The organism is Streptomyces sp. KMM 9044 (genome assembly GCF_024701375.2).
Classification (GTDB): domain Bacteria; phylum Actinomycetota; class Actinomycetes; order Streptomycetales; family Streptomycetaceae; genus Streptomyces.
Genome location: NZ_CP113910.1, coordinates 26,222 through 51,052 on the forward strand (window position 1 = coordinate 26,222; position 24,831 = coordinate 51,052).

Annotated in this window: 19 protein-coding genes and 7 pseudogenes; 9 read left to right on the forward strand and 17 right to left on the reverse strand. The window is 67.1% G+C overall.

Annotated features, from left to right (window positions below; translation table 11 throughout):
* The first annotated feature begins 53 nt into the window (after nucleotides 1-53).
* Nucleotides 54-1,050, forward strand: a pseudogene (locus HUV60_RS00095) (IS5 family transposase).
* Nucleotides 1,051-1,085: 35 nt separating this feature from the next.
* Here the strand turns inward: HUV60_RS00095 and HUV60_RS00100 are convergent.
* The gene (locus HUV60_RS00100; RefSeq protein WP_257853093.1) at nucleotides 1,086-2,471 is read right to left on the reverse strand and encodes a DEAD/DEAH box helicase; all 1,386 of its coding nucleotides are present in this window, start codon (nucleotides 2,469-2,471) and stop codon (nucleotides 1,086-1,088) included.
* Nucleotides 2,472-2,725: 254 nt separating this feature from the next.
* Nucleotides 2,726-2,821 (reverse strand): annotated as a pseudogene (locus HUV60_RS00105) (transposase); the annotation flags it as partial.
* Nucleotides 2,822-2,867: 46 nt separating this feature from the next.
* Between HUV60_RS00105 and HUV60_RS33725 the strand changes: the two are divergent.
* On the forward strand, nucleotides 2,868-3,125 hold the full coding sequence (locus HUV60_RS33725; RefSeq protein ID WP_443047195.1) for a transposase domain-containing protein: 258 nt from the start codon (nucleotides 2,868-2,870) through the stop codon (nucleotides 3,123-3,125).
* Here the strand turns inward: HUV60_RS33725 and HUV60_RS00110 are convergent.
* The 4 genes from HUV60_RS00110 to HUV60_RS00125 form a co-directional block, all read right to left on the reverse strand.
* On the reverse strand, nucleotides 3,079-3,525 hold the full coding sequence (locus HUV60_RS00110) for an integrase core domain-containing protein (RefSeq protein ID WP_257853210.1): 447 nt from the start codon (nucleotides 3,523-3,525) through the stop codon (nucleotides 3,079-3,081). The two genes, HUV60_RS33725 and HUV60_RS00110, sit on opposite strands and share 47 nt — an antisense overlap.
* 1 nt (nucleotide 3,526) lies before the next feature.
* Complete coding sequence (locus tag HUV60_RS00115) at nucleotides 3,527-3,814, reverse strand: integrase core domain-containing protein (protein ID WP_443047485.1); 288 nt, start codon at nucleotides 3,812-3,814, stop codon at nucleotides 3,527-3,529.
* A 163-nt stretch (nucleotides 3,815-3,977) separates the two neighbouring features.
* On the reverse strand, nucleotides 3,978-4,757 hold the full coding sequence (locus HUV60_RS00120; protein WP_257853091.1) for a transposase: 780 nt from the start codon (nucleotides 4,755-4,757) through the stop codon (nucleotides 3,978-3,980).
* Nucleotides 4,754-5,437 (reverse strand): transposase, encoded by a 684-nt coding sequence (locus HUV60_RS00125; RefSeq protein WP_269441099.1) that lies wholly within the window; start codon nucleotides 5,435-5,437, stop codon nucleotides 4,754-4,756. Before HUV60_RS00125 ends, HUV60_RS00120 begins: the two co-directional genes overlap by 4 nt.
* A gap of 642 nt (nucleotides 5,438-6,079) precedes the next feature.
* On the opposite strand from HUV60_RS00125, the gene ltrA reads away from it, so the two are divergent.
* Nucleotides 6,080-7,357: a group II intron reverse transcriptase/maturase gene (gene ltrA, locus HUV60_RS00130; RefSeq protein WP_257847794.1), complete on the forward strand. Its 1,278-nt coding sequence runs from the start codon at nucleotides 6,080-6,082 to the stop codon at nucleotides 7,355-7,357.
* Here the strand turns inward: ltrA and HUV60_RS00135 are convergent.
* The 5 genes from HUV60_RS00135 to HUV60_RS00155 all read right to left on the reverse strand — a co-directional run bounded on the left by HUV60_RS00135 (nucleotide 7,306) and on the right by HUV60_RS00155 (nucleotide 11,596).
* A complete protein-coding gene (locus tag HUV60_RS00135) occupies nucleotides 7,306-8,079 on the reverse strand; it encodes an IS3 family transposase (RefSeq protein WP_257853086.1) in 774 nt (257 codons plus the stop codon). The two genes, ltrA and HUV60_RS00135, sit on opposite strands and share 52 nt — an antisense overlap.
* Nucleotides 8,030-8,410: a transposase gene (locus HUV60_RS00140; RefSeq protein WP_257853085.1), complete on the reverse strand. Its 381-nt coding sequence runs from the start codon at nucleotides 8,408-8,410 to the stop codon at nucleotides 8,030-8,032. The genes HUV60_RS00135 and HUV60_RS00140 overlap by 50 nt, the downstream gene beginning before the upstream one ends.
* 182 nt (nucleotides 8,411-8,592) lie before the next feature.
* On the reverse strand, nucleotides 8,593-8,742 hold the full coding sequence (locus tag HUV60_RS00145; RefSeq protein WP_257853084.1) for a hypothetical protein: 150 nt from the start codon (nucleotides 8,740-8,742) through the stop codon (nucleotides 8,593-8,595).
* A gap of 154 nt (nucleotides 8,743-8,896) precedes the next feature.
* Nucleotides 8,897-10,816, reverse strand: a complete 1,920-nt coding sequence (gene htpG / locus HUV60_RS00150) for a molecular chaperone HtpG (RefSeq protein ID WP_257853083.1) — start codon at nucleotides 10,814-10,816, stop codon at nucleotides 8,897-8,899.
* A 129-nt stretch (nucleotides 10,817-10,945) separates the two neighbouring features.
* The gene (locus tag HUV60_RS00155) at nucleotides 10,946-11,596 is read right to left on the reverse strand and encodes a type III effector protein (RefSeq protein ID WP_257853081.1); all 651 of its coding nucleotides are present in this window, start codon (nucleotides 11,594-11,596) and stop codon (nucleotides 10,946-10,948) included.
* Nucleotides 11,597-11,724: 128 nt separating this feature from the next.
* On the opposite strand from HUV60_RS00155, the gene HUV60_RS00160 reads away from it, so the two are divergent.
* Nucleotides 11,725-12,156, forward strand: a complete 432-nt coding sequence (locus HUV60_RS00160; RefSeq protein WP_257853080.1) for an Hsp20/alpha crystallin family protein — start codon at nucleotides 11,725-11,727, stop codon at nucleotides 12,154-12,156.
* A 244-nt stretch (nucleotides 12,157-12,400) separates the two neighbouring features.
* Here HUV60_RS00160 and HUV60_RS00165 read toward each other — a convergent pair.
* Nucleotides 12,401-13,674 (reverse strand): annotated as a pseudogene (locus HUV60_RS00165) (ISL3 family transposase).
* A gap of 137 nt (nucleotides 13,675-13,811) precedes the next feature.
* Complete coding sequence (locus HUV60_RS00170; protein WP_331461964.1) at nucleotides 13,812-14,708, reverse strand: ISAs1 family transposase; 897 nt, start codon at nucleotides 14,706-14,708, stop codon at nucleotides 13,812-13,814.
* Nucleotides 14,709-15,562: 854 nt separating this feature from the next.
* Here HUV60_RS00170 and HUV60_RS00175 point away from each other — a divergent pair.
* Nucleotides 15,563-16,588, forward strand: a complete 1,026-nt coding sequence (locus tag HUV60_RS00175; RefSeq protein WP_257853079.1) for a ParB/RepB/Spo0J family partition protein — start codon at nucleotides 15,563-15,565, stop codon at nucleotides 16,586-16,588.
* 165 nt (nucleotides 16,589-16,753) lie between these two features.
* Here the strand turns inward: HUV60_RS00175 and HUV60_RS00180 are convergent, their stop codons facing one another.
* A complete protein-coding gene (locus HUV60_RS00180; RefSeq protein WP_257853077.1) occupies nucleotides 16,754-17,575 on the reverse strand; it encodes an AfsR/SARP family transcriptional regulator in 822 nt (273 codons plus the stop codon).
* A 568-nt stretch (nucleotides 17,576-18,143) separates the two neighbouring features.
* Between HUV60_RS00180 and HUV60_RS00185 the strand changes: the two are divergent.
* From HUV60_RS00185 to HUV60_RS00195, 3 genes and pseudogenes are all read left to right on the forward strand, one after another.
* Nucleotides 18,144-18,973: pseudogene (locus HUV60_RS00185) on the forward strand (HARBI1 family protein).
* A gap of 157 nt (nucleotides 18,974-19,130) precedes the next feature.
* Nucleotides 19,131-19,334 (forward strand): annotated as a pseudogene (locus HUV60_RS00190) (ISAs1 family transposase); the annotation flags it as partial.
* Nucleotides 19,335-19,638: 304 nt separating this feature from the next.
* A complete protein-coding gene (locus tag HUV60_RS00195) occupies nucleotides 19,639-20,724 on the forward strand; it encodes an acetylserotonin O-methyltransferase (protein WP_257853076.1) in 1,086 nt (361 codons plus the stop codon).
* A 206-nt stretch (nucleotides 20,725-20,930) separates the two neighbouring features.
* On the opposite strand, the pseudogene HUV60_RS33730 reads toward HUV60_RS00195, so the two are convergent.
* Nucleotides 20,931-21,344 (reverse strand): annotated as a pseudogene (locus HUV60_RS33730) (ISL3 family transposase); the annotation flags it as partial.
* Nucleotides 21,280-21,690 carry an ISL3 family transposase gene (locus HUV60_RS33735; RefSeq protein ID WP_443047196.1) on the reverse strand — a complete coding sequence of 137 codons (411 nt, stop codon included), beginning with the start codon at nucleotides 21,688-21,690 and terminating at the stop codon, nucleotides 21,280-21,282. The pseudogene HUV60_RS33730 and the gene HUV60_RS33735, both read right to left, overlap by 65 nt.
* A gap of 163 nt (nucleotides 21,691-21,853) precedes the next feature.
* Between HUV60_RS33735 and HUV60_RS00205 the strand changes: the two are divergent.
* Nucleotides 21,854-23,137 (forward strand): annotated as a pseudogene (locus tag HUV60_RS00205) (IS110 family transposase); the annotation flags it as partial.
* Between the two features lie 157 nt (nucleotides 23,138-23,294).
* Here HUV60_RS00205 and HUV60_RS00210 read toward each other — a convergent pair.
* Nucleotides 23,295-24,809 carry an MDR family MFS transporter gene (locus HUV60_RS00210; RefSeq protein WP_257853074.1) on the reverse strand — a complete coding sequence of 505 codons (1,515 nt, stop codon included), beginning with the start codon at nucleotides 24,807-24,809 and terminating at the stop codon, nucleotides 23,295-23,297.
* Nucleotides 24,810-24,831 lie beyond the last annotated feature (22 nt).

A 24,831-nucleotide genomic window follows, 5' to 3' on the forward strand; every position in this document is an offset into this window, starting at 1 on the left:
GAGTTAGGTGGATCGCCTGCGCGCGGAGGCTCGGTCTTGATAGGTCATGAGTCATGGCGCGAGGCGATCTCACCGATGAGCAGTGGTCCCTGGTTGAACCCCATCTCCCGTATGCCGCGGTCGGGCCCATCCCTGATCTGCGAAAGTACTTCAACGCGGCGATGTGGCGGTTCCGCACCGGGGCTCCCTGGCGTGATCTGCCGACCGAGTTTGGGCCCTGGCAGAGTGCGTACGACCGCTTCCGGATCTGGGCGAAGCGGGGCATCTTCCAGCAGGTGATGGAAGCGATGATCGCCGAGGCTGCCGCCCGTGACCAGGTTGACATGGGTCTGGTCAGCGTGGACTCGGCAACCTCCCGCGCTCACCACCATGCCGCCGGGATGGTCCTCGATCCCGAGCAGCTGGCGGCCCTTGAGGCCGCCGCCGAAGCGGAAAAGGGGGCGGCAAGGAGGGACAACAGCCGCAGGACGGACAAGGTGATGCCCAAGGCGAAGACGAGGCACGCACCGAGCGACGACGGATCCGCAGACGGCGCCGGGCCCGGTTGAAAGCCGCTGAACTGGGACGTTCCCGAGGCGGGCTGACCAGCAAGATCCATGTTGCGGCCGATCGCCGGTGCCGGCCGCTGGTGTTCGTCCTCACCCCTGGACAGGCGGGTGACAGCCCGCAGTTCACCGCGGTCCTCAAGCGGATTAAGGTCCGCGGCCCCGTCGGACGCCCCGGACCCGGCCGGACGCCGTGGCCGGGGACAAGGCGTACTCCTCCCGGAAGAACCGCCGCTACCTACGCATACGCGGGATCAAGGCGGTCATTCCGGAGAAGGCCGACCAAGCCGCGAACCGCAAGAAGCGCGGCAGCGCCGGCGGCCGACCCATCTCCCACGACGCCGAGCTGTACAAGGACCGCAACACCGTGGAGCGCTGTATCAACCGGCTCCGCAACTGGCGTGGCATCGCCACCCGCTATGACAAAACCCCGCAGAGCTACGAAGCCGGACTCCATCTCTGCGGCGCGATGCTCTGGATCCGCAGCATCACACCGCACTCATGATCCGAATCCCAGACAGGACCTAGGGTCTGTCCGGGTCAGCGGCCCCTGCGCACCCGGGCCGCCGCCCGGGCCTCCGCCGCCTTGCGGGCCTCGGCGGCCTTGCGGGACTCCTTGGCGGGACGGCCCGGACGGCTGCCGAGGCCACGGAAGGGCATGTTACCGCTGTTGGCCTTTGTCCCAGCCGGCGGCCGCTTCGCACCGGTGATGGCGGTCAGCGTCGCCTCGCCGGAGCGCACGGGGGTGACGGTCGGCCGGATGCCGGCGTCGGACATCATCCGGTTCATCTCGCGCCGTTGGGCGGGAGTGACCAGGGTGACCACGGTCCCGGACTGTCCGGCCCGTGCTGTGCGTCCACCGCGGTGCAGGTAGTCCTTGGGGTCGTCCGGCGGATCGACGTTGACGACGAGGTCGAGCGCGTCGATGTGAATGCCCCGTGCCGCGACGTTGGTAGCCACCAGCACGGTGATGTCACCGTCCGCGAACCGGGTGAGCGTGTGCGTGCGCTGCGGCTGCGACTTGCCACTGTGCAGGGCGCCGGCCCGCACACCGCCGGCCCGCAGATGACGTGTGAACTGGTCGACGCCCGCCTTGGTGTCCAGGAACATTAGCACCCGGCCGTCCCGCGCGGCGATCTCGGTCGCCGTGGCGTACTTGTCGGCGGGATGAACGGTCAGGACGTGATGGTCCATGGTGCTCACCGAGCCCGCCCCGGGGTCGACCGACGCGTGGACCGGGTCGTTCAGATGACTCCGCACCAGCTGCTCGACGTGACGGTCGAGCGTGGCTGAGAACAGAAGCCGCTGCCCATCGGAGGGGACCTGTTCCAGAATGTCCGAGACCTGCGGCAGAAACCCTAGGTCGCACATCTGGTCCGCCTCGTCCAACACCGTGATCCGAACGTGGTTCAGATGGCAGTCCCGGCGCGACACGAGGTCGGCCAGCCGCCCTGGTGTCGCGACGACCACATCGGCACCGCTCCGCAGCTCCGCCACCTGCCGGTTGATCGACAGCCCGCCGACCACCGTCGCCAGCCGCACGTTCAGCGTCCGTGCGTACGGCACCAGGGCGTCGCTCACCTGCTGGGCGAGCTCCCGGGTCGGCACCAGGACCAGCGCGAGCGGCCGCTTCGCCTCCGCCCGTCGGCCCGCTGTCCGGACGAGCAGAGCGAGCCCGAAGGCCAGCGTCTTGCCAGACCCCGTCCGCGCCCGTCCGAGGACGTCCCGGCCGGCCAGCGCGTCGGGCAGCGTCGCCGCCTGGATGGGGAACGGTTTTGTCACCCCGAGCTCTCCCAGTGTCTCCACCAGCTCCGGCGGCAGCCCGAACGCGTCGAACGACGTGGCCGGGGTCGCCTCCGGCGACGCTGTCACTCGTGGGGGCGTGCCACCCCTGGAGAGTCCGGAGGCCGACGGCTTCGCGTTCATGAGGCACCTTCCTGATCTGGCGCCCGGAACACACCGGGGTCCGTACCGAGCGGTACGGACCCCGGTGCAGTGAAGCGCGAGCACAGTTTATCAGCGGCCCGGAATACACCTCCGGCGCCGATTTCTCCGTCTTCGCCGGTGCCCGCAGCCCTCCCTGATCTTGCGTGGGTGTCCCCGGCTTCAGTCGGGAGGGGAACGCATCCTTATCCCGGAGGCGCGAAGCGCCGGAGTTCTCTGCGCCTCCGGGGTGGTAGTCAGACAGGCCGCCTCTGGTCCTCGATGTACTGACGGACCACGGTCAGCGGCGCTCCGCCGCAGGAACCCGCGAAGTAGGAGCGGGACCAGAAAACCGAGCCCAATGCCGTTTAGATAGGCGGTAGTTGCTAGGTTCACGGCATGCCGCAGGGGGATGGGGAACGCCGGGGCGTACGTCCGACGGATCTGGTGTCGCTGGGAGCGTTGACGACGTTGGTGCCGCGATCGGTGCTGGACGAGGCGATCGCGGTGACCGAGGCACATGAGGTGCGGGTCCGCAAGCTGCCCGCGCACGTGATCGTATACCTCCTGATGGCATTGTGTCAAGCCCCTGGTTTCGTAGAGACCTCTTCTATGCGGCCTGACGCCTCTGGGCACTCTGGTCGCGTGCTTCGATGATGATCCGTTCGAACTCTTGCGGCGGCACCCCGCCGGCCGCGCTGTGCCTCCGGCACGGGTTGTAGAACCCGGTGATCCAGGTAGCGATCTTCAGTCGAGCCTCTGTCCGGGTCTCGAATTGGTGCCGGTGAATGTACTCGACCTTGATCAGCGAGTTGAACGATTCCGCGGCGGCGTTGTCCAGGGCTGACCCCACTCGCCCCATGGACTGCACCACGCCCAGCCGGTCACACAGGGTGTCGTACGCCTCGGACGTGTACTCGCTGCCCCTGTCGCTGTGAAAGATCGTTCCCTCCACCTGACCACCCCGTATCGCGGCTGCCATCTTCAAGGACGCGCCGACCAGAGCCGCGTCGTGTGAGGGGCCTCGCGTTTTCCGGACAGTGAGCTGACCGTCTATTTCACGCGGCTATGTGCAACTCCGTGTATTCGGCGTGGACTTCTCGCGGCGGGCGGTAACCAACAGCCGAGTGGAGGCGCTTGTGATTGTACCAGAGTTCGATGTATCGAGTGATGTCCTGTCGGGCGGCCTCTCGGGTCAGGTAAGTCACGCGGGAAACCCGCTCGTTCTTCAAGGCCCCGAAGAACGATTCTGCCATGGCGTTGGTGTGTCCAGAAGGTGATTGTGAGGTTCTGATGTAGAAGACGGGAACGAACAGTTGCCATGCTGTTGTGGAGATGACCTCGATTCTTCACTTGCGGTGTGACGTCGGTCGGTTCGGCGGTTTGCCCGTAATGTCCCCTGCCGTTCGAGGACGGGCCGTCGCGTGACGCTGCGGGGCGTCGGGTTCCACGGGCCCGAGGGTGCTGCGGGTCCTCTCCTCTCCGCTGTCGTCGGGGCGGGGCCGACCGTCAGGTGTGGGCCGGAAGCTGGGTGGCCCGCTGCCAGGCGGTGGCGAACGCCGGCGCCCAGGGCCAGGTGCGGTCGAGGTGGAGGGTGCGTCTGCGTGCGTGGGCGGTGAGCCGGGCGGGCAGGTGGTAGAGCCTCCTGCGGATCGTCTCCGGTTCGGCGGCGGCGAGTTCGGGCTCGTCATGCAGGAGAAGGAGCCTGGTCCATGCGTCGAGGTCCGCGGCGATAGTGGCAGCCAGCACCCAGGCGGCGTTCAGCTGCCAGGACTTCGAGGGCAGCAGCCCGAGGCCGATCCGCTTGATCGCCTTGACACGATCCTCGACCTCGGCATGATCACGGTAGAGAGCATCGACGAACCACACCTGCCCGGAGCCGGACACCCCGGAAAGCCCCTGGTGGGCGGGAATGTTCGTGGCGACGATCTGGTAACGCCAGCCGGTGCGCTGCTCGAACGCGGTCAGCTTCTTCAGATCGCGGCGCGAGGGCTTGACCCGGCGCACGATCAGCCGCATCCCCTCGGGCCAGCCGCTCAGGTCGCGCACCCCGGTCAGCTCGGCGACCTGGTAGGTGACCTTCTGTCCGTCCGGGCCCTTGATCTCGTGGACCTCGCCGTCCTGCCGCAGCGCGTCGTTCCACACGTCCGCGGGCAGCAGTGCGATCGCGGCCTCGTCGGCGGTATTGATGGCCCAGCCGGTCACCCAGCGCACTCGGCGGCGGCTGGTGGTCAGCGCCTGCAGATGCTCAAGGAGGCCGTGGCTGAAGGCCGCGCCGTCGATCCTCACCAGCAGCTTCGACCACAGCGGCAGCGGAGTTGCCGCAGCGCGGCGGCCAGCACCGTCTTGTGGTCGGCGACGTCGTTGGACGCCGCGTTGCCCGGCCGTAGCAGCATGGTCACGCACTCGCGGGTATTGGCCAGCCAGGCGCCCAGCGGGTGATGTCCGTAGCCGCCCTTGAACGTGCCGGCCGCGCCGTCCTTCTTGCTGGTGCAGGTCACCAAGGTGGCATCGAGATCCAGGACGTACCAGTTGGTGAGCGTGCGCCCGCATACCGAGATCCACGGGAACCCACCGGGTCGCAGGGCGAGCAGCGTCCACACCCCACGCCGTATCACGGCGCGCACGCGCTCCACCCGGGCTCCGACAGGGCCGTCGATGGCTTCCAGCGTGCGCCACAGGGTGCTGTCCGAGACCGGACGGGGGAAGAACGGCCTCCAGTGCTGCTGCAGTTGCTCGGCCTGCAGGACATTCCTCGCGCCGAGGACGATCGCGCAGGCCAGCTGGACCAGGGCCATCCCGCGATCCCGCCACCCCGGCCCGACGCCGCGGGGCAGCGCGGCGGCCAGGGCGCGGGTCAGCCCGACCCGGTCCGCGATCCGGTGCAGCAGCACCACGCCCGCATGCCCGACCAGGTTCTTGCCGTCGGCCCGCACAACGAGCCGACGATCCCATTCGGTAGCCTGCACCTGTTGGGTGCCCCCACTCTGCGACGTTCTTGATCTAGGAAATTCAGATCATCGCAGGTCAGGGGCACCCTTCCGCTATCAGGGCGTCACATCACTGACGGACGGCCCTCGTAGCTGAATACACGAGGATGAAGGTAGGTCCTTCGGCATCGGCATGCAGGTGCAGGTGTCAAACCACCATGAGCTGCTGCGGTGAATGAGCCGTGGTGGTGAGCGTCATGGAAAAGCCGTACTAAATATGGCAGGTGTGGGCTGAGAAGGCGAACGCAAGTGAACCGCCGATGACGTGTCGTAAAGCTTAGACGACATCAAAACCAGGGCCTCAATGCTGTCCTGGGACAAGCCAGACGGGAACCTGTTTACTGGTCTGGCGGTGTCCGGCATGAAGGTGGCGCGAGCTCAGTCTGGGCTTCACAACGGAACTGGAGAACTCCTCGACGCGAAACCGCGATCCATGGGTTGACGTGGCTCGCGAGAGGGAGAGGCGCAAGTGGCGAAGAGTCATGAGGGCCGGAGTACCGGTCGCGCGTCGGGAGGGCGGAACGTCCCGTAGTAGTGATGAAACCTCCGTAATAGGGGTGGAGCGAAGGGGACGTGTTGTTGGGTGTCGATCGGCGATCAACCAGCGATGGGAGGAATCGGATGGTCGAGACAAGGCCAGCGGACAAGCCGTTTGATATTCCGAGGCGGCTGGTCTGGAACGCATACCTGAAGGTCAAGGCCAACAGGGGAGCGGCTGGGGTGGATGGGCAGTCTTTAGCGGAGTTTGAGCAGGATGAGAAGAACAACCTGTACAAGCTGTGGAACCGGCTGTCCTCGGGAAGCTACTTCCCTCCACCCGTGAGAGCGGTTGATATTCCCAAAGCCGGCGGTGGGATTCGGAGCCTTGGGGTTCCGACCGTGGCCGACAGGATCGCCCAGACGGTAGTGGCTATGACATTGGAGCCTGAGGTGGAGCAGATCTTCCATCAGGACTCGTATGGCTACCGCCCGAGGCGGTCCGCGCTGGATGCGGTGGAGACGTGCAAGCAGCGGTGCTGGAGGCATCCTTGGGTGATCGACCTTGACATCCAGGGCTTCTTCGACAACGTGCCGCACGGCCCCATCAACGCGGCAGTGGAAAGGCATACCAATCTTCCGTGGGTTCTGCTGTATGTGAAACGGTGGCTAGTCGCCCCCGTACAACAGCCCGACGGAACGCTCGTCAGGCGGGAAAAGGGGACTCCCCAAGGGTCTGCTATTTCACCATTGTTGTCGAATCTGTTCATGCACTACGCCTTTGACGCGTGGTTGGTCCGGGAGTACCCGGCGATCAGATTCGAGCGGTACGGCGACGATGCTGTGGTGCACTGTGCCAGTGAGAAGCAGGCGATTTTCGTCCGCGACATCATCGAGGGCAGGCTGCTGCAGTTCGGATTACGTCTCCATCCGGAGAAAACCAGGGTGGTGTACTGCAAACAGGAAGGTCGTGAACGGGAGTTCCCGGTCACGAAGTTCACGTTTCTGGGGTATACCTTCCGTCCTCGGGCTGCCCGCTTGCGGGATGGGAGGCTGAAGACCGGCTTCCTTCCCGCAGTGAGCGAAACAGCCATGAAGTCCATGGCGAGGACTATCCGGAGCTGGCGACTGGGGCGCTGTACCGAGCTGAGCTTTCAGGAGATCGCCGCGATGATCAACCCCGTCGTGGCGGGATGGATCAACTACTATGGGCGCTTCTACAAGTCCAGGTTGATCAGGTTTCTGGAACAGCAGATCAATCCGTTCCTGGTGAAATGGGCCCGGAGGAAGTACAAACGGTATCGTCGTGCTTCAAGAAAGGCCCGGAGAAGGCTGGCTGAGATTGCCTCAGCATTCCCGGGCATGTTCGCTCACTGGAAGCATGGCGCGTTGCCCACTGGTTCAACAATGGGAGCCGTGTGAGTCGCGAGGTTCACGCACGGTTCTGAGAGCGGCGGTGGGTGAAATTCCCGCCGCCGACTCACCTCGAAGCAGACCCCGGTACGCCCGGAAGATCTGCGGAGCCTGAACCGCTTCAGCGTCGCCGCGAACTCTGCTGACATGTAGTTCGACCCGCGATCGGAGTGAAATATCGCGCCGTCGGCGAGTTTCCTGTTCCGTGCCGCGTTGCGAATTGCCTGGGATATGAGGGGAGTTTGATAGTGGTCGTCCATCGCGTAGCCGATGACTTCCTTCGTGCAGCAGTCGATGACGGTCGCGAGATACAGCCACCCTTCTCCGGTCTTGATGTAAGTGATGTCGCCGACGAGTTTCTCGCCGGGGGCGTCGGCGGTGAAGTTGCGGCCGACGAGATCCGGCACGGCGCCCGCGGCGGCCTTGGTGAGCGACCACCGCTTCGGCTTCGGCTGGCAGGGCACCAGGCCCAGTTCACGCATCAGCATACGGATCAGCTCCAGGCCGGCGGTGTGGCCCCAGCGGGCGAGCTGGGCGTGGATGCGCCGGTAGCCGTAGGTGCTGTCGGACATGTCGAATGCCTTCTTGATGAGCAGTTTCAGTTCCTCGCGCCGCTGGACCGTCGCAGAATTGGGACGGTTCCGCCATTCGTAATAGCCAGACTTGGACACGCCGAGCCGTTCACACATGAACTCGACGGAATACGCGCACTCCGCTGTGCCGAGCCGCATCGTTTCGATGAACTCGTACTTGCTCGCTACCGGGGATCCTTCGCGAAGTACGCTGCGGCTTTTTCAAGAAGGAGACTTCCGCCTCCAGTTCACGGATGCGCCGGTCCTGTTCCTTCAAGCGCGCCCGCTCATCGAGCGTCAACGGTGCACCGGCAGCTGGCTCGTTCCGTTTCTGGTGTTTCTTCACCCAGCCCCGGAGTGTCTCCGAGTTCAATTCGAGCTCGCGGGCCGTCTCCGAGATGGTCTTGCTGGACCGGAGTGCCATCTGGACGGCTTCCTCACGAAACTCCGGGGTGTACTTGCTGGGTGGCGCCACTTCGAACTTCCTCATTTCCTTGACAGAACAACCCTATTGGGTCCCTGTCCGGAAACTCCGGGGCACCTCAAAGTTCACCACCTCCGACCTGGACGATCTACTGGCCAGGCTCGACCGGCACACCGCCGATCACCAGGCAGAATCCTCCGCCGCCCCAGCCGCATGATCAACCCCCGAAGAACTTACGACGCAGACCACTAAGTGAAGTGGCCGAAGTGCCTGCGCTGTTCCTCGCTCAGATAGTTGGTGGGCAACGCCCGCTCCTTGATCGTCGGCGTGATGCGCGCGCGGCGGTGCCAGGCGACCTGGCGGAACGTGAGGTGATCTCCCATTTCAGCCCAAGACATCAACCCATGTGGTAAATGGTCAGCCTGAACGCATCCGCCTGTGCCGGCACCCCGTACGGGGTGCCGGCACAGGCGGGTTCATGGGGAGTGCGAGGGTGGCGAGGTCGGGGTGGGTGCGGCCGGGCGCTTCGGCTGTGCCGGGCCGCACCCGTGGTTACAGAGTGCGGGTCAGGCGGTCGGTGAGCAGCCGGGTGAAGCGGGTCGGGTCGGGCAGGTCACCCCCTTCGGCGAGCAGTGCGCTGCCGTATATCAGTTCGGCGATCTCCGCCAGCGCGGGGTCGTCGGCACCTGCGTCGTGTGCTGTGCGCAGGGCGGTGATCAGTGGGTGTGCGGGGTTGAGTTCCAGGATCCGCTTGACCGGGGGTATCTGCTGTCCCATCGCCCGGTACATCTTCTCCAGGGTCGGCGTCACGTCGTGGGCGTCGCCGACGATGCAGGCAGCCGAGGTCGTCAGGCGTGACGACAGGCGGACCTGCTTGACCTGCTCGGACAGGGTGGTGGTCAGCCACGCCAGCAGGGCTGCGAAGTCCTGCTCGCGCTGGGCCTTCTCGGCGTCGGTTTCCTGGTCGCCGTCGGCGGACTCGTCGAGATCAACCTGGCCCTTGGCGATGGACTGCAGACGGTGGCCGTCGAAGGCCGGGACCCGGTCCACCCACACCTCGTCGACGGGGTCGGTGAGGATCAGAACCTCGTACCCCTTGGCTGTGAAGGCTTCCATGTGCGGGGAGTTCTCCACCATCGCGCGGGTCTCGCCGGTCAGGTAGTAGATGGTGTCCTGGCCGTCCTTCATGCGCTCGACGTACTCGCGCAGCGTGGTGGTCTTCTCCGGGTCGTGCGTGGAGGCGGCCGACACCAGCTCCAGCAGGGCCTCGGTGTTGTCCGTGTCCTCGACCAGGCCTTCCTTCAGCGCCCGGCCGAACTGCGCCCACACCTTCGCGTAGCGCTCGGCATCCTTGGACTGCATGTCCTTGATGGCGCCGAGGACCTTCTTGACCAGGCGCCGGCGTACGCCGCGGATCTGTCGGTCGTGCTGGAGGATCTCGCGGGAGACGTTCAGGGACAGGTCGTGGGCGTCCACGACACCCTTGACGAAGCGCAGGTAGTCGGGCATGAGCGCTTCGCAGTCGTCCATGATGAACACTCGCTTGACGTACAGCTGCACGCCGGGCTTGGTCTCGCGGGAGAACAGGTCGAAGGGCGCCTGCGAGGGGATGAACAGCAGCGCCTCGTACTCGAAGGTGCCTTCGGCGCGCATATGGATCGTCTCGGCCGGGGGCAGCCAGTCGTGGCTGATCTGCTGGTAGAACTCGTTGTACTCGTCCTCGGTCACCTCGCTGCGCGGTCGGGCCCACAGCGCCTTCATCGAGTTGAGCGTGTCGATGTCGCGGGTGGTATCGCCCTCGGTGTCGGTGCGCTCGGTGGCCATCCGGATCGGCCAGCGGATGAAGTCCGAGTACCGCTTGACGATCTGACGGATCTTCGACTCGGAAAGGTAGTCGGCGAGCCCGTCCTCGCTGTCGGCGGGCTTGAGGTGCAGGGCGACCGAGGTGCCCACGGGCAGGCCGTCGACGGCCTGGAGGTCGTAGGTGCCCTCGCCGTCGGACTCCCACTGGGTGCCGGAGTCGGTGCCGGCCCGCCGGGTGCGCAGGGTGACTTTGTCGGCAACCATGAACGCCGAGTAGAAGCCGACGCCGAACTGCCCGATCAGGCTCTCAGCGGTGGCGGCGTCCTTGGACTCCATGATCTTCTCCAGCAGGCCGACGGTGCCGGACTTGGCGATCGTGCCGATCAGCTCCACGAGATCGTCCCGGGTCATGCCGATCCCGTTGTCACGGACGGTCAGTACGCGGGCGTCCTTGTCGACCTCCAACCAGATGTGCAGGTCGGTGGCGTCGATCTCGGCGAGGCTGGAGTCGGTCAGCGATTCCAGCCGCAGCTTGTCCAAGGCGTCGGAGGCGTTCGAGATCAGCTCGCGGAGGAAGATGTCCTTGTTCGAGTAGATCGAGTGAATCACCAGTCGGAGCAACTGGCGGGTCTCGGCCTGAAATTCCAGCGTCTCGACACTGCTGCCCATGTGGGTCTCTTTCTGTGGGAACGTCATGAACGGACTTGGACTCGGGCCGAGACGGACCGTTGCCCGCCGTCGGCGTGGTTCGGGGCGGCCCGGACCGCACCCGCGTGATGTGACTCTGCGTGGTGGGAGTCAGTCATCGTCAGCGGCTGTCGTCGTGCGCCGGCTTTCGAGGGCGTCCAGGGATTCGACGAGGCCGGTGTGGCGGGCATCGAGGTAGGGACGCATGCCGGCCAGGGGCGCAATGAGCTCGGCGGCGTCGGCGGCGCCAAGAGCGGCATGCAGGGCGGCCTGGGCTGAACGCGCTTCGGGCCCGAGGTGGGCGAGCGCGGTGATCTGTCCGGCGAGGCGGCGCAGGTCGGCGGCGTGGGCACGGGCCCAGGTGGCGGTGGCGCGTTTGGCGGCCCTGGCCTGGCGGGTGGCCGTCACGCGCTGTTCGCCGGTGGTGCCGACGGTACCGGGGCGGCCTCGCAGGTAGCGGCGTTCGGCGGCCTGGCGGCTGGCGACGCCGAGAGGGCCGGCGAGGTCGGCCCAGCTGGCGCCCGCGTCGCGGGCGGTTTCGATCAGGCCGGTCTCCCAGCCGGCGAGCTGCTCGCGCACCTGCCGCAGCAGCATCAGGGAGGCCAGCGCCTGCTCGGGACCGGGCCCGGCGGCGTCGGGGGTCTCGTGCCGGGCATCGCGCAGCGCGTCGTCTATGGCGGCAAGGGCCGCCGCGGCGGCGAGAAAGGACGCCGGGCTGTGGGCGTCGGTACTGGTCGTGGACGGCTGGTCGGCTGCGGTCACGGGCACCTCCCTCGGACGGCCATCGGGTCGACGACATCGTGTTTGTCATCCATTGGATGACATGTTACAACGGTGTCAGTGCAGCGCATTAGCAGCAACTACTCGAACCTGCTGGAGGTGTTTTCACGATGTTGATGCGCACTGACCCCTTCCGTGAGTTGGACCGGATGGCGCAGCAGCTGATGGGCCCGGGCACCTGGTCGAAGCCGTCGGTAATGCCTATGGACGCTTACCGCGAGGGCGACGAGTATATGGTGGCCTTCGACATCCCCGGCGTGACCGCGGACGCGATCGACATCGACGTCGAACGGAACATGCTGACCGTCAAGGCCGAGCGGCGGCCAGCGGCGAAGGCCGACGACGTGAAGGTGGAGCTGTCCGAGCGGCCGCTGGGCGTCTTCTCCCGCCAGATCATGCTCGCCGACACCCTGGACACCGAGCGCATCCAGGCCGACTACGACGCCGGTGTGCTCACCCTGCGCATTCCGATCGCCGAGCGCGCCAAGCCCCGCAAGATCTCCATCGGCGTCGACTCCGGCCGCAAGGAGATCTCCGGCTGACACCGGCCGGACCGGTGCGGAGGACGGACAACTGATCTCCCCTCCCCGCCCTCCGCACCCCCGTGGACAGCCCGACGACAAAAAGGGATGGCGGCCGATGACCTTGCGACACGAAGCATTCCTCGACCGCGTGAAGCAACGCGGCGAATACGACACTGCTGAGGAAGTGAGTCCATCATGATTTAGGTGTTTTTCGACTCTTTGGCCTAGTGGTTTTTTGTGGCTCTCCTACCGTATGGGTGGGTCACGCTGTGGCGGGTTGGCGGTCGGGGAGGGTGGGGCGATTGCCCGCGAGGGTGAGCATGACCAGGGAGATGATCGCGTCTGGGGAGTGGAAGCCGAAGCCCCGGCGGATGATCAGGCGGGTTTTCGTGTTCGTGCTCTCGATGAGGCCGTTACTCATGCCGGTGGTCAGGGCCGCGCGGATCGCTTCGTAGTGGCGGCGGATGCGGTGTTGAAGGTCGACGAAGGCGTCGGTGCGGCACCGTCGCGCGCAGCCGATCCACCGGTCCAGGGCCTTCAGGGCGGCGGCGGGTCGGGTCTTTGCCAGGGCGAACACCGTGCGCAGGGTCTCCTTCAGTCGCCAGGCGCGGTGGAGGCGGGGGTCGGTCGCGGTGATCCAGGTGAGCTTGGCGGCCTGCCGGTCGGTGAGGTCGCCTCCGTTCTTCCACAACGCGAACCGGGAATCCTTGAGTGCCTGGGCCTGCTCGCGGCCCTCGGCGCCTTGGGCCTGGTGGCGGGCCCGGTTCCACGAGGCCCGGCGCTCGGTGTCCAAGGCGTCGGTGGCCCAGGCGACGACATGGAGGGGATCCATCACCCGGACCGCCTGCGGGGCCCGTTCGGCCAGGGTTTCGGCGATCCGGGCCGCGCCGTCGGCGCTGATGTGGGTGAGCCGGCCGGCCCGCCTCTCGCCGAGGTCGTCGAAGAAGCGGTGCAGGACGTCCTTGCCGTGGCCGCCGGCCATCCACACCACCTTCGCGGTGTCGTGGTCCACGATCACGGTCATGCACTTCTGCCCCTTGCGGTGGCTGATCTCGTCGATCCCGATCCGGGTCAGCCCCGCGAGCCGGTCGACGGCCGCGTCGCGGTCGGCGACCACCCGCGCCACGATGCCGCCGACCGTCCGCCAGGAGGTCCGCGTCCACTGCGCGGTCGCGGACTTGGAGCACTCCGCGGCCAGCCACGCGGCCTGCCGGTCGAAGGCCAGAGTGTGTCCGGCGTCGTGGCGGGCCCAGGGCACCGCACCGGTCACGATGCCGTGGGTCCGGCAGCGCACCCGCGGCGTGTCGGCCTCCAGGAACACCCGCATCGCCCCGTGGCCGAGATCCCGCCACCGGCGTCGGCCCCCTCCGGCCTCATAGCCCGGGGCCCGACGACGGCACACCCCGCACGCCCCCGCCGCCGCGCGTCGGACCGTACCGACACGATCACACACTGCTCGTACTCATCGATCCGGACACCTTCGATCACCGTGTGGTCGACCGTCAGCGTCCACTTCCATATCCCGAAGACGGACACGCCGTTTTCCTGCTTGATCCAACTTGGGACTCGAGACCTCAAGGATCACAGGAGACGGCGTGTTCCACGTATCCGGGCAGGTCAGGACACCCACTCATACCGCAGGAGAGCCGAAAACTGCCGCTGGAGATTGGGGTTCAGGCAGTCAAGCTTTCGCCATACCGCGCGGGTCCCCGACGCACCGTCCCAGGCACCTGAGCCCGGCCGCCGGTTTCCTGGCATGCTGTGGTCCCCTTCACCTTTCGGATCCCGGTCAGCCATCGGACCCAGCAGACCTCCCTCCGAGTCTGTCCCGCCTGAAGCGGGGATGTGTCAAAGCGCCTCGTGACGCACAGGTTGGTCTTGACCACGGCGATGCAGTGGGCCTTCTTCGTCTCGACCAGCCAGGTGACGTTGGCCTTCACCGAGTGCAGGGCATCGAAAGTGACCACCGCGCCGGCCAGGTCCAGCGGCGCGAGCAGCAGCCTGAAGTGCCGGGTTTCGTTGGTCTTCGCGCCGACCTCGACCTGGCCGAGCGTGGCGACCCGGTGGTGCGTGACCGCCGAGAGCAGATGGCGGCGCGGCGCGTCCAGGCGGGCCGAGCCCTTGAGTGCCTTGCCGTCGACGGCGATAACCCGCCGCGGTCGCCTCGCCGACGTGTCCGCGCCCGCCGACGTGCGGTGCTGGTCGGCGAGGCAGGCACCCACGGCCTGATCCAGGGCGTCGCCGTCGAGCGCCATCAGGACGCGTCCGATCGTGACCGGCTTCGGGCCACGCCGCCGGCCGAGCAGATGACGGCGGATCCCCAGGGAAGCCAGCACCGTGTTCGTGGCCCGCTCGGCGAACCCGGCGATCTCATCGAGGCTCTTCGCGCCGGACACGACCGCACAGGCACACACCAGCGGAACTGACACCAGCGAGTACCACCGGCCCCGACGCGAGCGCGGATCCGGCACCGACTCGAGGTAAGGGCGCAGATCAGCAACTCGGTCCGCATCCAGCGGCCCCAGCTTCTCCGGTACGGCAGGGATGGAGGAAGATGCAGCGGCAGGCACGGGACATCCTCATGATCATCTGGCTTAGCCACCACAACGATCACGAACCCCCGCGCCTGCACTGCTACCCGCGGCCCCGATCATCAACCACCCGTGCATCCACGGAACTTGAAGGAGCCCTGCGAGATAGGCCACGTCCCACCCGTCGAGTACGAGACCAACTACTACACGGAACTCACGAAACCACAGGTCACACCCGCAATCTGAGATCTCTACCGAACCCGGGGCGGTTCATCATGGGCCAGGGCCATCGTGCACCTCCCGGTCGGATTCACCGTTCACCGCGGAGAGTTGTACGGTGGCCCCTCCTTCTTCAGGGTGCACGAGCGGTCCACCAGGGGCAACACGGCGGCGAGCCGAGGGCGCACATCGGCCAAGAACGACTACACCACATCAAGGGACGCCATCGCTCACGCTCGGCCACAGCTGTCCCCTGCCGGGCTGAACGGCCCATTACCGATCACCTTCGTGAACCGGCCACGGCCTTCTCGTCCCACAGCCATGCACATCGCTCGATCATCACGCGGCGGTCCCGGCCTCGGCGTGAAGCGGCTGTGCCGGGTTCCGGGGGTCTCCCGCTCCGGCTGCTACCGCCACCAGGCCACCCCCACCCCCTTGTGATCGCCGACCGCGAGCTTCACTGCCGAAAACGTCCGCGCGTCCTGCTCCCCACCGCCGGAGACCCCGCTCCGGCCTGATCGGCGATCGTCTACGGTCTTGCCACCCCTCGACCTAACCCGACAAAAACACACATAACACAATCGCACAAAGTCCCGGAGGATGCTCTGTTCATGGCGGAATCTCGTGGTACTGTCGCTGCGTTATGCGCTTCGGTTCGGGGGAGGAGAAGCAGCGTGATGATCAATATGCCAGGGGAGACCACCCCCGGAGGCAGGCTTCCTCAAGATCAGATCTGTCGGCCTGTCAGGGTGGATCACTCGACTGAACTTTCTGATTCGATCATTCGGATTCCGATCGACATGCTCCGCAACGCGGAATCCCCTCGCCTGGCCGGTATCGACCAGGGCCATGTACGCACCCTGGCCGCGTGTGCCGACAAACTCCCACCGATCATCGTGCACCGTTCGACCATGAAGGTCATCGACGGAATGCATCGGCTGCACGTGGCCCGTCTGAACGACCAGGAAACCGTTGAGGTCCGCTACTTCGAGGGATCGGAGCGGGAAGCGTTCCTCTTGGCCGTCGAGTTGAACATGAAGCACGGCCTGGCGCTGACCCTCTCCGACCGCAAGAAGTCGGCGATGAAGATCCTGGAGGGTTTCCCCGAGTGGTCGGACCGGGCGATCGCTGTGAAGACCGGCCTTTCCGGCAAGACCGTCGGGGCATTACGCCGAAAATTCGCGGGGCAGATCGCGCAGGCTCCCCTCAGAGTCGGGCGCGACGGCCGGGTCCGGCCGCTCAATTCCCACAAAGGCCGCCGGAAAACCATCGGAATTCCCCCCGAGGAATCGGACGTCCTCCTGCGGGAGACCACTAAACCGGCCAGTATGTCGGTGCCGACGGCCCGGGACACGCAAAAACGATTGGTCAGGGACGACAGCCCACTGCAGGGCGCTAAGGCGCACACCCGTGCGCCGCAGGCCGGCCTCTACCCGATGGGCTCGCTCGTCGACCCCGTCGCCCAGCTCGAGTCGTTGAAACGGGACCCCGCCCTGAAGTACAGCAACGACGGTCGGGAGATGATCCGCTGGCTGGAAGCCCGCATCATCCGCAGGACCGATCCCGGTCTGGTGCTGCAGGCACCCGCTCATCAGGCGAGGAAGATCGCCGCCCTGGCACGTGCGTGCGCGGCGCAGTGGAACTGCATAGCGATGCGTATGGAGCTCGTCTGCGACGAGTGCTCGCAGGCGTCCAACTGAGGAAATTCCGCAGTCGGCCCTCGTGACCTGGATCTCTGTGCCGCCCCGTGCCGGGCTCGCGGCGTCATGGCCTCGTCGTGACGCCGCTGGCGGCATCCCCCGCGGAGAAGGCGCACTCTCCGGAGACCTGCAGATGCCGCCGACGACACCACGCGTGCCTGCCGCTCAGCTCGCGTAGCGGTCGAACGTGGACGAGGGCTGAGGCCCCGCGATCACGTCCAGTCGCGGGTCGACCGTGAGGATCGCCTGATGAAGCCGCTGCAACTGCGGCGACGGCTCCACCCCCAGGTCCTCGATCAGCCGGGTCCGCAGGCGCTGGTAGACGCCCAGCGCCGACGCCTGCCGGCCCGAGCGGTACAGCGCCACCATCGCCTGCGAGTGCAGGCCCTCGTGTCGGGGATGCCGCGCGATCAGATCGGTCAGCTCCGCGATGAACTCGCAGTGCCGGCCCAGCCTCAGCTCGGCGTCGATCCGCCGCTCTATGGTGACCAGACGGCTCTCCTCCAGACGGGTCGCCTCGATCTCCAGCACGGAACCGATCCGCACGTCGACCAGAGCGGTCCCGTCCCAGAGGTCGAGTGCCCGCCGGAAGAGGGTGGCCGCCATCAGGTCGTCGCCTCTGTCGAACGCGCGCTGCCCCACGGTCACCAGACGCTCGTACTCGTGGAGGTCCACCTGTTCGGGCGGGATCTGGAGGAGGTATCCACCGTACCGGGTGACCAGGATGTCCTTGGCGGTGCCCGGGGCGTCCGGGCCCATGGCCGTGCTCAGCCGCCGCCGCAGCTGAAGGATGTACGTCTGCAGCGTCGTCGGGGCGCTCGCGGGCAGATCGACTCCCCAGATCTCCTCCATGAGCGTCGAGATCGGAACGACCCGCCCTGGATAGAGAGCCAGAAGCGCCAGTATCTGCCGGGGCTTACTTGCGGTTGGTACGACATTCACACCGTTGACATCGGCACCAAGCGGGCCGAGGACCTTTACCCTCACAGATTCCTCCTAGAATCCGGCGGCTTCGCGCTTGCGAGCCGACATCGAATCTGATCTGTAGCGCATGTCGCATTGACAGACTCCGCAGCCTCCCCCTGCCAACCGAGCCGTCGAGTACGTTAACCGCTGGTGCGGCCCGGCTCCGCAGATACTCCACCGCTTTTCAGGTATCCCCCTAATGGCGCTTTCGCCGTTGCCCACCGATACCTCTTGGACCAGCGGAATTGTGTCGACCCATTGCCAGGTGCGGCAAGTGCTTCCCTCAGGACGCGACCGAGGAGGTAAAGTCCGGTTCAAGCGGAAGGAATATCTCCGCCAGCCTCCTGAACGGGGGTCTCCCATCCCGCGCGCACCTGTAATAAGGTCTTCGTGATTGCGATCTGTCCGGTGCGCTGGACCGGCGTCTGACGTGACGCCATGCCTCAATGAACTGTTCCCAGTAACCGTCGGCCACCGTCCGTGAGCATGAGGCGCGTCGTGCAGTTCGCGGTGTCCCCGAGTCCGGGCAGGCGTAAGGCCCCTGGCAGGAACGATCTTGCGAGAGAAAGATCCGACCGAGGGGCCTCACGTGCAGACCGGTGTCACATACACCGCCGTGCTCGATGTGAAGCGGTCCACCGCCGAGCACCTGGCCCGCCTCCTGCGCGACCAACGGATCGCGGCCGGAACCCGCGAGGGGCGACGTGCGCTGGGCTGCTTCGAGCAGGCCGTGCTCGTGCTGCGCTGGTTCCTCGACGGCACCCGGCTGGCCCAACTCGCCCGAGACAATGACCTGTCGGCCTCCACCGCATACCGCTGTCTCCACGAGGGACTGGCCGTCCTGGCCGCCGGCGCACCGGACCTGTCCACCGCGCTGGAGCGTGCGAAGGCAGCCCCGGGCTGACGCATCTGAACCTCGACGGCACCGTCATCCGCACCGACCGCGTCGCCGCCCCCGGCCCCAACGGCGCAGACCTGTGGTGGTCCGGAAAACACAAGCACCATGGCGGGAACGTACAGGTCATCGCCACCCCGGACGGCCGGCCGATCTGGGTCTCGCCGGTGCGGCCGGGCCGCGAGCACGACACCACCTGCGCCCGCCACCACGGGCTGGTCGACGCCCTCAACCGCATCGCGGCCGAGCTGGACATGCCGACCCTCGTCGACCTCGGTCACGAGAACGCCGGCGACGGCTTCCGCCACCCGCACAGGAAGCCCGCGGGCGGCAAGCTGACCGAGGCCCAGCAGACCTACAACAAGGTCATCCGCGAAATTCACGGCGTCTGCGAGCGCGCCAACTCCCTGCTCAGGACCACCTTCAAGGCCCTGCGCAGGGTCAGCCTCGACCCCAGCCGCATCACGCAGATCGCCGCCGCAGCCCTCGTCCTGCTCCAACTCGAGTGCGACCGGACCATCTGATCAGTCACGCAACGCCATGATTCGTTACTGGCAAAGACTCAGTGACACGCCGTACTCCCTTCCGTAGCTTCCTGCTCTTGGCGATCAAGAAGCTACGAGGGATGCGGCGTTCGTCGTCTCATGACACGAACCGACCCACATATCTGGGCGAAGAGCCGAAAACACCGTCCGCTGGTGTCGAGACGTCACCTTCAACGAGGACAAGTCCCAGGTCAGGACCCACAACGCGCCCGCCGTACTCGCTGCCCTCCGCGACCTGATCCGCAGCGCGCTCAAGCTCACCGGCTACGTCAACACCGCCGCCGGACGCCGAGCCCCCACCGAGCGCCCCCGCGTCCTCGCCCTCTACGGCATCACATGATCAAACCGGACCATCCAGGCACTCGCCGGGGGCCTGCTCCGGGTGTGACGCGAGCTACGGTCGTTCCTGTCGTGCAGGTGCGGCTTCGCGCACGGTACAGCCGCACCTCCGGCCGGGAAACTCGCGGCCGGAACGGCTTCCCTTCCGTTCCCGTCCCTTTTCCAAGGCGGGTGAGTACCCGTCGTCCTTTGAGACATGCTCCAGCGCCGCTCAGCCGACCGCTGCGATTTTCGCGAAAGGCGCTCTCCACTGTCAGCAAGCCAGTTCGCAACCGCCAAGCAGTCGCCTCAGCCGGAGGAATGCCATGCCGCCACTGCCGCCCGCCCGTGTCGTCCGTGCCGTCGAAAGGGTGCGCGCAGCTCTGCAGAGTCTGACGCGCAAACTCGCACCGCCGCCGTTCGCACTCCTCGAACTCGTCCAGGGGGCCATGGCCAGCCAGGCGATCTACGTGGCCGCCGAGCTGCGCATCGCGGAGACCCTCGTGGACGGCCCGCTGGAGCCGGAGCGGATCGCGGAGAGGACCGGTGCGGACCCCGACGCGCTCCACCGCCTGCTGCGGCTGCTGGCGACCTATGACATCTTCGCCGAGCAGAAGGACGGGCGGTTCAAGCTGACCCCGATGGCCAGGGCGCTGCTCCAGGACACCCCGATGTCCATGCACGGCATAGCCCGGTTGATGGGCCACCCCATCCACTGGGAGGACTGGGGCCACCTGGTCGACGCGGTTCGCACCGGCGAGCCGAGCCTGCCCAAGTTGCGCGGTATGGACGCGTTCGAGTACCTGGAGGCCAATGCGGAGTACGGGGCGATCTTCACCAACGGCATGGGCGCGATGTCGAGCACGGAGACGGAACCGCTCCTCGCCGCCTACGACTTCGCGCGCTACGGCACCGTGGTCGACTTCTGCGGCGGCCGGGGCGACCTGCTCGCCGGCGTCCTGAAGAAGGCGCCCTCAGCGCGCGGGATCCTCTCCGACCCCCGCGTGGGATCCAACGGCGCCGCCGCCTTCCTCGAGGAGCAGGGCGTGTCCGACCGGTGCACGGTCGCGGACGGCGGCCTGTTCGACGCGGTACCCGGCGGCGGCGACGCGTACATCCTCAAGCACATCGTCCATGACTGGCCGGAGCCGCAGGCCCTGGAGATCCTGGGGAACGTGCGGGAGGCAATGAACCCCGGCGGCCGCCTGCTGGTGATGGAGATGGTCATCCCCGACAAGCTCAACGGCCCGCACTCCGGGAAGCTGGTCGACCTGTGGCTGATGCTGCTGGTCGGCGGCAAGGAGCGCACCCGCGCCCAGTACTCCGATCTGCTGGCCAAGGCCGGGTTCAAGCTGGAGCGCGTCGTGGAGACGCCGGCGGCGATCTCGATCGTCGAGGCGAGCCGGCGCTGACCGCACCGGCGCCGGATCCGGCCCCACGGCCTCTTCGGGCCGGGGGTCGGCCTTTTGAGGCTCTCCTGCTGTATGTGTGGGTCACTCTGTGGCGGGTTGGCGGCCGGGGAGTGTGGGGGGCTGGCAAGGGTGAGCATGACGAGGGCGATGATCGCGTCGGCGGTGTGGAAGCCGAAGCCGCGGCGGATGATGAGGCGGGTCTTGGTGTTGGTGGACTCGATCAGTCCGTTGCTCATGCCGGTGGTCAGGGCGGCGCGGATGGCGTCGTCATGGCGGCGGATGCGGCGTTGGAGGTCGACGAAGCCGTCGATGCGGCAGCGGCGGGCCCAGCCGGTCCACCGGTCCAGGGCCCTCAGGGCGGCGGTGGGCCGGGACTTGGCCAGGGTGAACACCGCGCGGAGGGCTTCCTCCAGGCGCCAGGCCCGGTGCAGGCGGGGGTCGGTGGCCGCGATCCAGGTGAGCCTGGCGGCCTGCCGGTCGGTGAGGTCGTCGGCGTTCTTCCACAGCGCGAAGCGGGAGTCCTTCAGCGCCCGGGCCCGCTCGCGGTCGCCGGGTTCACGGCGGGCCCGGTTCCACGTGGCCCGGCGCTCGGCATCCAGCGTCTCGGTGGCCCACGCGATGACATGAAAAGGGGTCCATCACCCGCACCGCGCCGGGGGCCCGCTCGCGGAGGACCCGGGCGATCCAGGCGGCGCCGTCGGCGCTGATGTGCGTCAGGCGGGCGGTGCGCTGTTCCCCGAGCCGGTCGAAGAAGCGGTCGAGGACGTCCTTGCCGTGGCCGTCAGCCCTCCACACCACTTTCGCGCTGTCGTGGTCGACCACGACGGTCATGTACTTCTGCCCCTTGCGGTAGCTGATCTCGTCGATCCCGATCCGGGCCAGCCCCGCCAGCCGGTCGACGGCCCGGTCGCGGTCGGCGACCACCCGCTGCACGATCGCCCCGCCCGTGCGCCAGGAGGCGCGCATCAACTCTGCCGGGGGTTGGTGCCGCTCCGGGACGCTGGTGGGGTTCGTTCCGGCCGAAACCGATGCCTCTGTGATGCCCGTGAGCTCGCAGGTCAGCGTGGTGCTGGGGGCCGTCCACGGGAACCGTGGAGTGTTGCTGTGAGCACATGCGTCAGAATTCCTGATTCACCCTGGTTCTCCCGGAACGGCATACCGATCGGGAGGGAGCGGGAGGGGGGACGTACTGCATGAACGGTGCGCCGGCCTGGACATCAGCAAGAAGGACGCCAGGGTGTGCGTCCGGGCCCCGAGTACGAAACGGCGGGGATCGTTCACCGACGAGACCACGACCTGGGGCTCGACGACGAACGCGGTCCTGGCCCTGCGCGAGCACCTGCTCGCTGCCGAGGTCACGCTGGTGGTGATCGAGGCGACCTCGGACTACTGGAAGCCCTTCTCCTACGTGCCGGCCGACGATCTGAATGCGATTCTGGTCAACGCCCGGCAGGTCAAGAACCTGCCCGGCCGCAAGACGGACGTCTCGGACGCGGCCTGGCTGGCCCAGCTCGGCGCTCACGGGCTGGTTCGTCCCTCCTTCGTCACACCGCAGCCCATCCGGGAACTGCGGGACCTGACCCGGGCCCGCACCACCGCCACCCGGGAACGCTCTCGTACCGTCCAGCGCCTGGAGAAGCTGCTGGAGGACACCGGCATCAAACTGTCCGCGGTCGCCTCCTGTATCACGGGCGTCTCCGGGCGGGCCATGCTCGAAGCCCTCATCAGCGGTGAACGCGACCCGCAGACCCTCGCGGAGATGGCCAAACGCAAGCTCCGGAGCAAGATCCCCGAACTCACCGAGGCGATGACCGGACGCTTCCGTGAGCACCACGCCTTCCTGGTCCGGCTACGTCTGGACCCGTACGACCAGCTCACCGCGATGATCGACCAGATCAGCGGACGGGTCGAAGAGGCGATGGTGCCCTTTCACGACGCCCTCGACCTGCTCGACACCATCCCCGGAATCAACCAGGCCACCGCCGAAGTGATCATCGCGGAGACCGGTGGTGACATGACCCGCTTCGCCTCCGCCAAGCACCTCGCGTCCTGGGTCGGGGTCTGCCCCGGCCACCACGAGTCCGCAGGCCGCACCAAGAACACCAAGGTCCGGCCCGGCAACCCCTACCGCAAAGGAGCCCTCGACATCGCCGCCTTCGGCGCGGTCGGAACCAAGGACACCTACCTCGCCGCCCGTTGCCGGCGGCTGACCGCCCGCCGCGGCCCGCTCAGGGCACTGGTCGCCGTCGAGCACTCGATCGTCACCGCCATCTGGCACATGCTCACCGACCACACGCCCTACGCCGAGCTCGGCGGCTCCTACTTCACCCGGCGGAACCCCGAACGGGCCACCCGCCGCGCGATCACCCAGCTCAACCAGCTCCGCTACACCGTCACCCTCAACCCGATGGAGACCGCGGCCTGCCCCAGCAGCGACCAGCCACCCGGCAGCCACAACGGCCACCGGGCACACAACCCTGCCCACACCCACCCTGACCTGCTTCTATTTACGCGTCAGAGCATCCACTCATGCGGCAGGAGAGCCTCCTTTTGAGGGGGTGCGGCTTCCCCTACTTGCGGGCGGTCCGGAGGGGGACCTCGCGGACGAGGAGCGCGGTCAGCAACGCGAGGCCCGCGGCCGACGACGCCAGCAGGAAGGCCTCTTGGACGCCCTCGGCGACGGCGCTCCTGTACATCGTGCGCATCCCGGCTTCCAGCCGGCCCATGCCCTCCGCGTCCAGACGGGTGTCGGGGAGGGACGCGCCGTCCGCCCGCTCGGCCATCACGTCGCGCACCCGGCCGTTGAACAGCGTGCCCATGACGGCGACGCCGACCGACTGGCCCAGTGTGCGGAAGAGCGTCATCGCGGCGGAGGCGACACCCACCTCCTGGATGACGACGCTGTTCTGCGCGACGGTCATCACGTTCTGCCCCAGGAAGCCCATGCCGGCGCCCAGCAGCACCATGAAGAGCGCGGCGGTGAGCCGTGAGGTCTCCGTGTCCACTCTCGACAGCAGAAGCGTGCCCACGAACATGGCGGCTCCGCCACTGACCTGGAGGACCTTGTACCGGCCGGTCCGGGCGACGAACCGCCCGGAGAGCTGGGAGACCAGGACCAGTGCGCCGAGCATCGGCAGCAGCAGCAGACCGGACCCTGTCGCAGAGACGCCGTGCACGGCCTGCTGGTACAGCGGGAGGTACAGGACCGCGCCGAACATCACGAAGCCGTTGGTGAAGCTCAGCACGGACATCAGCGAGAAGTTGAGGCTGCGGAAGAGATGCGGCGGCAGCACCGGCTCGGCGGCCCGGGACTGGGCGTGGACGAAGCCGGCCAGGGCCGCGACGGAGACGGCCGCGAGCGCCACGATCATCCCGGAGCCCCAGGCGTACTCGACGCCGCCCCAGGTGACCACCAGCACGAACGACACGATGCAGGCGACCAGCAGCACCGCGCCCACGTAGTCGATGCGCGCCTTTTTGCACCGGCTCGACACCCGCACCAGACGGGCGATCAGGACCATGGCGAGGACGCCGACCGGCAGGTTGACCAGGAACGTCCAGCGCCAGCCGACGGAGTCGGTGATGCCGCCGCCGATCAGCGGGCCGACGATCATGGAGAACACCATGACGCTGGTGATCATGCCCTGGTACCGGCCGCGCTCGCGCGGCGGGATCAGCTCGCCGATGACCGCCATGACGCCGACCGCGAGCCCTCCCCCGCCAAGACCCTGGACCGTGCGGGCGGCGATCAGCTCCCCCATGTCCTGGGCCAGTCCGCACAGGGCGGACCCGGTCAGGAAGACCGACATCGCCACGACGAGCCAGCGCTTGCGCCCGTACATGTCGCCGAGCCTGCCCCAGACCGGGATGGCCGCCGCGGCGGCCAGGGTGTACGAGGTGACCGCCCAGGACAGGTATGCGACGCCGCCGAGCTCACCGGCGATGGTCGGCATCGAGGTCGCGACGATCGTGGTGCCCAGCGAGGAGGGCAGCATCGCGAGCAGAAGCGGTATCAGCGCGAGACGTACGCGGTGTTGCCCGGGGCCGCGTCTGGTCCCCTCGGCCTCGCCGGTCGTCGCGTCCACGGGCTCCCCCTCCTGGCCGGAA

Excerpts from the sequence above, each read along its gene's own strand:
- HUV60_RS00100 (WP_257853093.1), bottom strand. The coding sequence starts at position 2,471 with ATGAACGCGAAGCCGTCGGCCTCCGGACTCTCCAGGGGTGGCACGCCC.
- HUV60_RS33725 (WP_443047195.1), top strand. The coding sequence starts at position 2,868 with ATGCCGCAGGGGGATGGGGAACGCCGGGGCGTACGTCCGACGGATCTG.
- ltrA (WP_257847794.1), top strand. The coding sequence starts at position 6,080 with ATGGTCGAGACAAGGCCAGCGGACAAGCCGTTTGATATTCCGAGGCGG.
- HUV60_RS00135 (WP_257853086.1), bottom strand. The coding sequence starts at position 8,079 with ATGCGGCTCGGCACAGCGGAGTGCGCGTATTCCGTCGAGTTCATGTGT.
- HUV60_RS00140 (WP_257853085.1), bottom strand. The coding sequence starts at position 8,410 with ATGAGGAAGTTCGAAGTGGCGCCACCCAGCAAGTACACCCCGGAGTTT.
- HUV60_RS00145 (WP_257853084.1), bottom strand. The coding sequence starts at position 8,742 with ATGTCTTGGGCTGAAATGGGAGATCACCTCACGTTCCGCCAGGTCGCC.
- htpG (WP_257853083.1), bottom strand. The coding sequence starts at position 10,816 with ATGGGCAGCAGTGTCGAGACGCTGGAATTTCAGGCCGAGACCCGCCAG.
- HUV60_RS00160 (WP_257853080.1), top strand. The coding sequence starts at position 11,725 with ATGTTGATGCGCACTGACCCCTTCCGTGAGTTGGACCGGATGGCGCAG.
- HUV60_RS00195 (WP_257853076.1), top strand. The coding sequence starts at position 19,639 with ATGCCGCCACTGCCGCCCGCCCGTGTCGTCCGTGCCGTCGAAAGGGTG.
- HUV60_RS33735 (WP_443047196.1), bottom strand. The coding sequence starts at position 21,690 with ATGCGCGCCTCCTGGCGCACGGGCGGGGCGATCGTGCAGCGGGTGGTC.